12 protein-coding genes are annotated in these 8,305 nt (G+C 64.9%); 3 read left to right on the top strand and 9 right to left on the bottom strand.

The window, feature by feature from the left end; all coding sequences use genetic code 11:
• The 7 genes from Q0082_RS08210 to Q0082_RS08180 form a co-directional block, all read right to left on the bottom strand.
• Positions 1–233 (bottom strand): GTP-binding protein (locus Q0082_RS08210; RefSeq protein ID WP_298191425.1); only part of this gene is annotated, 233 nt, incomplete at its 3' end.
• Positions 234–362: 129 nt separating this feature from the next.
• The gene (gene rpsG, locus Q0082_RS08205; protein WP_292948313.1) at positions 363–833 is read right to left on the bottom strand and encodes a 30S ribosomal protein S7; all 471 of its coding nucleotides are present in this window, start codon (positions 831–833) and stop codon (positions 363–365) included.
• Between the two features lie 69 nt (positions 834–902).
• On the bottom strand, positions 903–1,274 hold the full coding sequence (gene rpsL / locus Q0082_RS08200) for a 30S ribosomal protein S12 (protein WP_054121067.1): 372 nt from the start codon (positions 1,272–1,274) through the stop codon (positions 903–905).
• A gap of 395 nt (positions 1,275–1,669) precedes the next feature.
• The gene (locus Q0082_RS08195) at positions 1,670–2,254 is read right to left on the bottom strand and encodes a winged helix DNA-binding protein (RefSeq protein WP_298191422.1); all 585 of its coding nucleotides are present in this window, start codon (positions 2,252–2,254) and stop codon (positions 1,670–1,672) included.
• A complete protein-coding gene (locus Q0082_RS08190) occupies positions 2,251–2,697 on the bottom strand; it encodes a hypothetical protein (RefSeq protein ID WP_298191421.1) in 447 nt (148 codons plus the stop codon). The genes Q0082_RS08195 and Q0082_RS08190 overlap by 4 nt, the downstream gene beginning before the upstream one ends.
• A 38-nt stretch (positions 2,698–2,735) precedes the next feature.
• Positions 2,736–3,107, bottom strand: coding sequence for a hypothetical protein (locus tag Q0082_RS08185; protein WP_298191419.1), 372 nt, complete (start codon positions 3,105–3,107; stop codon positions 2,736–2,738).
• A 75-nt stretch (positions 3,108–3,182) separates the two neighbouring features.
• Complete coding sequence (locus Q0082_RS08180; protein ID WP_298191418.1) at positions 3,183–3,842, bottom strand: helix-turn-helix transcriptional regulator; 660 nt, start codon at positions 3,840–3,842, stop codon at positions 3,183–3,185.
• Positions 3,843–4,050: 208 nt separating this feature from the next.
• Here Q0082_RS08180 and Q0082_RS08175 point away from each other — a divergent pair, with 208 nt between their 5' ends.
• Together Q0082_RS08175 and Q0082_RS08170 are read left to right on the top strand one after the other, a co-directional pair.
• Positions 4,051–5,679, top strand: coding sequence for a histidine kinase (locus Q0082_RS08175; protein WP_298191415.1), 1,629 nt, complete (start codon positions 4,051–4,053; stop codon positions 5,677–5,679).
• A complete protein-coding gene (locus Q0082_RS08170; protein ID WP_298191413.1) occupies positions 5,679–6,305 on the top strand; it encodes a response regulator transcription factor in 627 nt (208 codons plus the stop codon). The genes Q0082_RS08175 and Q0082_RS08170 overlap by 1 nt, the downstream gene beginning before the upstream one ends.
• A 32-nt stretch (positions 6,306–6,337) precedes the next feature.
• Here the strand turns inward: Q0082_RS08170 and Q0082_RS08165 are convergent, their stop codons facing one another.
• A complete protein-coding gene (locus tag Q0082_RS08165) occupies positions 6,338–7,180 on the bottom strand; it encodes a class III extradiol dioxygenase family protein (protein ID WP_298191412.1) in 843 nt (280 codons plus the stop codon).
• The gene (locus Q0082_RS08160) at positions 7,180–7,650 is read right to left on the bottom strand and encodes a protocatechuate 4,5-dioxygenase subunit alpha (protein WP_298191411.1); all 471 of its coding nucleotides are present in this window, start codon (positions 7,648–7,650) and stop codon (positions 7,180–7,182) included. Before Q0082_RS08160 ends, Q0082_RS08165 begins: the two co-directional genes overlap by 1 nt.
• 174 nt (positions 7,651–7,824) lie before the next feature.
• On the opposite strand from Q0082_RS08160, the gene Q0082_RS08155 reads away from it, so the two are divergent.
• A complete protein-coding gene (locus Q0082_RS08155) occupies positions 7,825–8,208 on the top strand; it encodes a hypothetical protein (protein ID WP_298191409.1) in 384 nt (127 codons plus the stop codon).
• The last annotated feature ends 97 nt before the right edge of the window (positions 8,209–8,305 follow it).

The raw sequence follows: 8,305 nt of genomic DNA, 5'->3' as shown, positions 1-8,305 counted from the left end.
TTCAGGCGGTGGTCGTTCCAGAAGCAGGTCGTCGCGGCCGACGTGATCGTGATGCCGCGTTCCTGCTCCTGCTCCATCCAGTCCATGGTCGCGGCGCCGTCGTGGACTTCGCCGATCTTGTAGGACTTGCCGGTGTAGTAGAGGATACGCTCGGTCGTCGTGGTCTTGCCGGCGTCGATGTGCGCCATGATACCGAAGTTGCGATAGCGCTCGAGCGGATGGCTGCGGGCCATGGGAGGTTCCTTGGGTTCGGGAGGGGCCGTAAGGTTGCGGCCCGCCCCATAGTGTCTTTAGCGTGACCTTTTCAAGACGGCCGCCAGACCAGTTTGTGACTGACCAGCGGCCTTCTTGGGCAACGCCTCTTACCAGCGATAATGGCTGAACGCGCGGTTGGCGTCGGCCATGCGGTGCGTGTCTTCACGCTTCTTCACCGCGTTGCCGCGGTTGTTGGCGGCGTCGAGCAACTCGGCCGAAAGGCGCGCCGACATGGTGGTTTCGCTGCGGTTGCGCGCAGCGGTGATCAGCCAGCGGATTGCGAGGGCCTGCGCACGCTCGGCACGCACTTCGACGGGGACCTGATAGGTCGCACCACCGACGCGGCGGCTGCGGACTTCGATCTGCGGCTTCACGTTGTTGAGCGCATCGTGGAACAGCTGCAGCGGATCCGCCTTCGCGCGGGTCTGCATGGTTTCCATGGCGCCATAAACGATGCTTTCAGCGACCGACTTCTTGCCGTCGAGCATGAGGTTGTTCATGAACTTCGACAGGATCTGATCGTTGAACTTCGGATCCGGCAGGATCTCCCGCTTTTCGGGACGACGACGACGAGACATATTGCGTACTCCTTCGGAACGCGGCCAGCCCCACCGGGCCTGCCTTGCGGTTCCGATCCCAGATGAAACTTACTTCGGACGCTTGGCGCCGTACTTCGAACGCGACTGCTTGCGGTCCTTGACACCCTGGGTATCGAGAACGCCGCGCAGCACGTGGTAGCGCACGCCCGGAAGGTCGCGCACACGGCCGCCGCGGATGAGCACAACCGAGTGCTCCTGCAGGTTGTGGCCTTCGCCCGGAATGTACGAAATCACTTCGCGGCTGTTGGTCAGGCGGATCTTGGCCACCTTGCGCAGCGCCGAGTTCGGCTTCTTCGGGGTCGTCGTATAAACGCGGGTGCAGACGCCGCGCTTCTGCGGGTTCTGCTCCATCGCAGGGACCTTCGACTTGGTCTTCTGCGGTTCGCGGCCCTTGCGGACCAGCTGGTTGATCGTAGGCATGAAGGACTCTTCACCTTGTTTGCGGGCGCGGCCGGACCGAGGTGAAGGCTTGCGGTGATCTCATCCAGCGGCAGGCAAGACCATTGGCCTTGCGCCCAGGCGCTGCATGAGCCGAAAACACTCCACCCGGGGCAAGTCGCCACCGGGTTACTTTGACGGCTGACGGAAAGACCGGACCTTGCCCCCTGATTCGGAAGCCTGGACCAAACACAAGAGGGACCCGCGAATGGCGGCAAACCGCCTTCGAGGCCCCACTTGCCGCGCACCGGCAATGTTCAGCTCTGTTGAACCGGCGGGCCGACGGCCGTTCGGGACGTGGCGCCCTTAAGCCGGAACCGCCCGCCGGTCAAGCTGCAAGCCATCGGCAGGCAGGACCGGAGAGCGGCTACGCGGCGTCACTCCGCCGCTTCAGCCAGCGGAACGGAGCGGCGGATAATCGATCCGACCGAGTGATCGAGCATGGTGAGCGCCACGTGGAGCCAGTCGTCCATTGCGGCAAGCCCTCGCGACGAGAGGCGTACGAAGGTGCGGCGCCCGTCGCGATTGTCCTCCTCACGTTCGACCAGCCCGCGCACCTCGAGGATGCGCAGCCAGCGCAGCGCGGTGGTGGGCGGGACATTGGCCCCGATGCAGGCACTGGTGGTCGGCACCGGCCGGTTCTCTCGCGTGGCGACGTAGAGATCGAGCAGGATGTCCCACGTCGGTTCCCCGAACAGATCACCCGGCAGGTGCCGGTCGCGCCGGCGGCGGATGGCGTAGCTCTCTCGCGCAAAGGCCAGCAGCGCTTCGGGGGTGATCCGCGCCGAGGATTCGTGCAGGCCGGCCGCGACCGAGGCGGTTACCTCCGCCGCGCCGGCATGCCCGCCGGCAGCGGCACTGTCGAAGACCGCAGCGGCATCACCCAGCGCGGCGGGATTGGCGCGGCGCGCAGCAGCCCGGCGGCGGCCACGATCGTGGCGACGAACAAGGCGCCCGCTCATACAAGCCGCCAGGAATGATAGCGGCCAATGCGGCGCTGGCGCTCGACGTGGGCCCCAGTGCCGATAGCCAATACGATCAGCTGGAACAGGAAAGGCATTTGCGTCATCGTCCAGTAGGCTCGGCGGACCATGTCCACGTCCCAGAGCTTGGCGACATGGCCGAGCACGACGAGGACCTGTGAGGCCGAAACCCACAGCGGCCAGCCGCGATTGGCATAGAGCGCCACCCAGAGAAGGGGGAAAAAAGCCCAGATATCGATCACCAGGTGCCCCGGATTGACCGTGTACCAGGCCGGATCGCCGAACAGCATGTGATTGCCCACATCCAGCGCGAATGTGGAAAGAAGCACTGTTGCCACCAGTTGTTCGGGTTCATCGCCCTTGCGGGCCGCGAACAACACGGTGGCGATCAGCGCGACGCGAAGAATCCAGAGCCAGATCATCGTGCTTCAGGATCCATCGGGGACGAGCCGGAATGACATCAGGCCGCCCGGGATACTTCCGCCGCTTCGGCAAGATCGATCCCTTCGAGAAGAGCGGCCGGCGGGCAGGCATCGTTGCCGCCGCAGGTTTCAACCGCAATCGTGCTGAGACGGCCGTGGACCCGGGCGAGTTCGCCGCCGGCATCGAGCATGGCCTGCTGGCTCTTGACGAGGCGCATCAGCGCTTCCTGGCCAAGAAAGGGAGCAACGCCGGTGCCGCGGCGGGCGCCGACCATGGTCTGAAGAAGCTGTGCCTGGCGGACGAGCGCCTCATCAAGCGCCGCTTCGGCCTGGTGCAAATCGCGCGCGATCCGCAGCTGCGCCACACTGAGCGGCATGTCCTGGGTAGTCTGGGTGGCAAAACCTGTCATCGCTGTCTCTCCGTGTCTGGAGCCCCCCCCGGGGCCCGTTATCTGTTCACGTATGCGGAGAGGTTCGTGCCGGTCTCAGTGCGCGATGATCTGCGACAACTGTGCAAACATCGCGAGACCGCCCATGACGATCAGGATCAGGAACATGGCGAAGACCGCAATGGTTCCGAGCCGGATATAGGTGCCATAGGGCCCGTCGAACATCTCCGGGAGGACATGATGGTAGGGTTCGGCCAGTGCCTCACCGTTCTGGAACACGGCTTTTGAAAGCGCATCCCGGCGGCTTGGCGAGCCTTGTGTCCAGTCCGTCCTATCTTCCCGGATCGGTTCATGGAGGGTATCGACCGGCACGGCGACGTCGGAAAAGTCATATACGGATCGTTCGTATATGGATGTACCGGGCTCGCACTCCGCAAGCAGACGGCGATAGGCTTGCGCCACCTCGCCGCGGGTTGCCACGCCCAACTTGGCCCGTGCCAGCATGATGCGCTGATCAACGGTGTGATGCGAAATGCCAAGGATCCGCGAAATCTCCTTCGAGGTCCTGTGCTCGATCAGAAGATCGAGCACCGCGCGCTGCTTGTCCGTCAGCGAAGTGAGGATCGCGCGGCGATCAGCCGAATCGACCGGTATGGCCCCGGCTGCGCCCGTGCGGGCTGCGCCTGCAGCGGATCCAGCCGTATCGTCCACGTCCGGCAGCGGCGATGATGCGACGCTGCGATCCCCCTTGCCCATGCTCTTCTTACCACGACCCCAAAAGCGCCAATCCGGCGGTAAAAGTGGCGGAATAACACCTCGACCGCAAGTGCAACGCCACAGCAAATAACGATAATAACGGGACCGGAGGCCCTGACGTTGCGGTCAGTAGCAAAAAATCATACCTTCACCTAACATAGGTTAAACAGCATATTAACCCCGGGGAAAGCAGAGCATGAGGCCGCGGATGTTCGCACGGCGAACCGGCAAGGTTCTGGCAACCAGCCGTGCCGCGATGGCGCTCGTGTTCCTGCTCGCGCTCTGGCTCGATCCGACTTCGGCCGGTCGCGGCGGCACGTTTATCTACGTCTTCCTTGCGACCTATCTTGCTGGCGCGGCCGCGATGATCGTGATCGCATGGCGCAGCTGGTGGTGGGAGTTCCGCCTGGCGCCCTGGGTGCACGGGATCGACACGCTCGCCTTCGTCCTTGCCGTCTATTTTTCCGAGGTGGGCAAGGCGGACTTCAACAGCCCCTTCATGTCGCTGACCGCATTCCTGCTGATCAGCGCCACGCTGCGCTGGGGCTGGTTCGCCGTGGCGTGGACCTCGGTCGCGCTGGTCGTGCTCAATCTGGTGATCGGCTCGAGCCTGTACACATTCGGCTTCCCGATCGACGTCTACCGATATGGCCGGCGGCTCATGTACCTCGGCGTGCTCTCGATCATGATGGTGTGGCTGAGCGGCGAACAGCGCGGCCCGCGCTCTGCACCGATGCCGCGCACGCCCGGCACACCGGGCGAACGGCGCAACGCTATCCTTGTCGAAACCCTGACTTTCGCGCGGGTTGCACTGCAGGCCCGTGGTGCCGCCATCGCCGTTCCGCACGGCGAGGAGCCATGGATGGAGCTGCTGCGCGATTCAGGCTACGCGGTCATCGTCGATCGGCTGGGGCCGGAAGTGCTGGAAGGCAGCTTTGGCGAACCCGACCGCGCTGCGCTGATCGATCGCACCCGCGGCCGCCGCATCGTCAGCCGGGCCAATTCCTATCCGCTCGCCCTGCCGGGTCCGGTAAATGCGCCTCTCGCGGTGCATTGCGGCGTGGAAGACGCCATGATCGTGACGTTCGAGACAGCCGCTGGCCCCGGTCAACTGCTGATCTGGGGCATTCCCGACATGTGCGTGGACGACCTGCCGCTGGTCGAGACGATCGGCCGCCACCTGAGCTCGGAACTCGACCGCGAGGATCTGGCCGAGTTGGCGCAGGCCGCGTCTGCCGCGGCGCTGCGCGATGCGCTCGCCCGCGACCTTCACGACAGCGTCGCCCAGTTCCTTGCCGGCACGCTGTTCCGGCTCGAGGCGCTGTCGCGCTGGATTCGCGAAGGCCATGACCCCACCTCCGAGATCAACGACCTCAAGACCGCGCTGCGGCGCGAGCAGGGCGAACTTCGCGCGATGATCCAGCGCCTGCGCCGGGGCGAGGAAGGCGACCGGCGGACCGATCTCGTGGAGGAGCTCGAGACCCTGCTCAGCGAGATGAGCCAGCATTGGCATATCGCCGTCAGTCTCGACGCGCAGCCAAGGCCGATGGCGGTCTCGATCGGCCTTGCCCATGAACTGCGGCAGGTGCTGCGCGAGGCTGTCGCCAATGCTGCCCGCCACGGCAGCTGCCGCAAAATCGCGGTGGCGCTGAGCTGCGGCGGATCCGGCCTGACGCTGCGCATTTGCGACGACGGCGATGGCTTCCCGTCAGACCGTCCCCCGCCCCGCCCGCGCTCCATCAGTGAACGGGTCGAGGCTCTGGGCGGAACGCTCTCAATCTGCCATAATCACCCCGGCGCGCTGCTCGACATCGCCTTGCCCAATAGGATTGCCTGATGATTCCCGTTCTTGTTGCCGATGATCACGGCTTCATTCGTGCTGGTGTGGAAGCCGTACTGCGTGGCAGCCGCTTTCAGGTCGTCGCCGCGACGGCCAGCGGCGAGGAGACGCTCGCGGCGATTGCCACGCACGATCCCGCCATCGTCCTGCTCGATATCAACATGCCGGGCATGAACGGGGTTCAGGCGCTCGAAGCGCTGCGGGCCAAGGGTGACAAGCGCGCTGTGGTCCTGCTGACGGCAGGGATCAATGATCGCCAGCTGCTCGCCGTGATGCGCGCGGGCGTCGAGGGCATCGTCTACAAGGACGGCGCCGAGGGCGGTCTCGTCGATGTGCTGGAGAAAGTGCATTCGGGCGGCCGGGCGATCGATTCCGCGCTACTGCAGCGCGCGCTTGACCTGTCGCTCAGCACCGAAACCGGTGGCCCGCTCGAACGGCTCAACCAGCGCGAGCGGCGCATCGCGCGGCTGGTCGCGCGCGGGATGCGCAATCGCGATATCGGCACAGAGCTCGGGATCGGCGAAGGCACGGTCAAGGTCTACCTTCACGCGATGTACCAGAAGCTGGGGATCGAGAACCGCACCGAGCTTGCCCTGCTCGCCGTCAACGATCCGGGCGAATAGGCACATCCGGCGCAATCGCCAGCGCCGAGGGTTCAGGCGGGTTCAAGCACCACGGTGGCTGCGGCAGTATTGCTGATCGGCACGTGATAGTTGCGCATGACCATGGTCTGCGGCGCATCGCCAAGCGCGCCGCGCGCCGCGATCCAGTTGAGAATCTCCACTCCCTGCGTGCCTGCAAGTTCAGCGACCTCCTCGGCGGAATGCGCGGTCAGCGCAGCCGGGTCATCGGCCAAGTGATCAAGACAGAAGCGATCGTAATCAGGATTGAGAAACCCGGCGCGCGCACCCTCCAGCTGATGCGAGAGGCCGCCGGTGCCCATCACCACGATGCGTTCATTGCCTTGCCAGCTGCGTAGCGCCCGGCCCACCGCGCGGCCGAGCGCGAGGCATCGGCGCGGCGAAGGCAGCGGAAACTGCACCGTGTTGATCGCGATCGGGACAAGCCGCACCGGCCAGGTTTCGGCATCGGGCCAGGCCAGCTCGAAGGGGATCGAAAGGGCATGATCGACCAGCATCTTCTGGCAGGTGGTGATGTCGAACTCGGCTTCAACCAGCGCTTCGATCAGGTGCCAGGAAAGGTTCGGGTGCCCGGCAAAGCTCTTGTACACAGGCAGGCCCCAGCCCTCGTCGGCGTTGTCGTACCGCGCCGCTGCGCCGACCGCGAAGGTGGGCATGGCATCGAGGAAGAAGTTGAGGCCGTGGTCGTTATAGAACACGACCGCGACATCGGGTGCCGCATCAGCGAGCCACTTGCGGACTGGCGGAAACCCGTCGAAGAACGGCTTCCAGTATTCGGCCTGCTGATCACCGCGCTGGATCGCGCCGCCGATGGCGGGAACATGGCTGGTGAAATAGCCGCCGACAACCTGTGCCATCACGCATTCTCCGCTTTACGGACTCCGGTGCCCAGATGAAGCCCGCCGATGGCGGGATCGACCCCGGCGCGCGCCTCGACCAGCATAGCCCTGAATTCAGCGACCGTGCGCCCGGTTTGCAGGGCGCCGAGGTCCTGCACCCCCAGCCCGAAAATGCCGGCGAGCTTGGCGAGGTAATAGATGTTGCCGCCAGCCGCGAGCATGGCTGGCACATCGCGGGCGGCGACGGCTGCGCGCTGCTCCCCGCTCAGGCCATAACGGCAGCAGTAGGCTTCCTCGTCGGCTACGAACGCCGCGCGGTTGCTCGCAAGGTTGAACGAATAGCACATCGCATTGAGGGCAAAGCCGCGCTCTGCAAGTTCGCCATCGAACAGCGCGGTCCCGGGGATCGTGCGGCGCAAGTCCCGCGGATCGGCAGGCGCACGCAGATCGGCTGGGGCATCTGGCTTGGCGCTGGACTTGGTCGACATCGGCACTTCTCGTACAGAAATTCGGCGATGTTCCCGCCTAGCCCATCAGCGGCGCAAGCGATTTGATCGGGATCAATCCAGCTCCCCGCGAAAGTGAAATGACGCACGATAGGCAGTGTTACGTAACAGGGAATGCGGATTGCGCTGCGCCTTGCGCCGCGCCAAATCGCGGGCATGGCTCTTTCCAATGCCGAGCGGCAGCGCCGCTATCGCCAGAAGCTGAAAATGCGCGCTTCGCCCGACGGCGTGGGCGATCTGGCGCGCGTTGCGGTCGAGCGGGCGGTCCATGCGCTGTGGGCGTTTCATCAGCGACCGGGCCCCGGCGGAATCGACTGGGCGGCGATCGACGGTTGCACCACCCTGGCCGATTACCGGTCCGAACTGGAGCGAAGTCCTGGCAACCTGATTCAGGCCGCCCGCGCCTTCCTTCCAGATTTCGAAGGTCTCACGGCCGACGAGGCGCGCGCAGTTGCCATCGTGATCGAGATTTCGGACGCGTTGCGGCTGGCACCGCGCCGCACCCTTGCCGAGCCGGCGCTATCCGCCACGCACGGCTGATGCGGGCTCTTTGGCTTTTCCTTGCCGCTGCCAAAGCGTGCGCATCCAGAAACGCCGCAGCGCGAATCCAAGTTTTCGAGTCGCTCGACGCGTATCT

Source organism: Novosphingobium sp. (genome assembly GCF_027489515.1).
Taxonomy (GTDB): domain Bacteria; phylum Pseudomonadota; class Alphaproteobacteria; order Sphingomonadales; family Sphingomonadaceae; genus Novosphingobium.
Note: the sequence above shows the minus strand (reverse complement) of the source record. Positions and strands in the feature narration are given on the sequence as shown.

Bases quoted from the DNA above. Each gene is read 5' to 3' on its own strand.
- rpsG (WP_292948313.1), bottom strand. From the start codon at position 833: ATGTCTCGTCGTCGTCGTCCCGAAAAGCGGGAGATCCTGCCGGATCCG.
- rpsL (WP_054121067.1), bottom strand. From the start codon at position 1,274: ATGCCTACGATCAACCAGCTGGTCCGCAAGGGCCGCGAACCGCAGAAG.
- Q0082_RS08195 (WP_298191422.1), bottom strand. From the start codon at position 2,254: ATGAGCGGGCGCCTTGTTCGTCGCCACGATCGTGGCCGCCGCCGGGCT.
- Q0082_RS08190 (WP_298191421.1), bottom strand. From the start codon at position 2,697: ATGATCTGGCTCTGGATTCTTCGCGTCGCGCTGATCGCCACCGTGTTG.
- Q0082_RS08185 (WP_298191419.1), bottom strand. From the start codon at position 3,107: ATGACAGGTTTTGCCACCCAGACTACCCAGGACATGCCGCTCAGTGTG.
- Q0082_RS08180 (WP_298191418.1), bottom strand. From the start codon at position 3,842: ATGGGCAAGGGGGATCGCAGCGTCGCATCATCGCCGCTGCCGGACGTG.
- Q0082_RS08175 (WP_298191415.1), top strand. From the start codon at position 4,051: ATGTTCGCACGGCGAACCGGCAAGGTTCTGGCAACCAGCCGTGCCGCG.
- Q0082_RS08170 (WP_298191413.1), top strand. From the start codon at position 5,679: ATGATTCCCGTTCTTGTTGCCGATGATCACGGCTTCATTCGTGCTGGT.
- Q0082_RS08165 (WP_298191412.1), bottom strand. From the start codon at position 7,180: ATGGCACAGGTTGTCGGCGGCTATTTCACCAGCCATGTTCCCGCCATC.
- Q0082_RS08160 (WP_298191411.1), bottom strand. From the start codon at position 7,650: ATGTCGACCAAGTCCAGCGCCAAGCCAGATGCCCCAGCCGATCTGCGT.
- Q0082_RS08155 (WP_298191409.1), top strand. From the start codon at position 7,825: ATGGCTCTTTCCAATGCCGAGCGGCAGCGCCGCTATCGCCAGAAGCTG.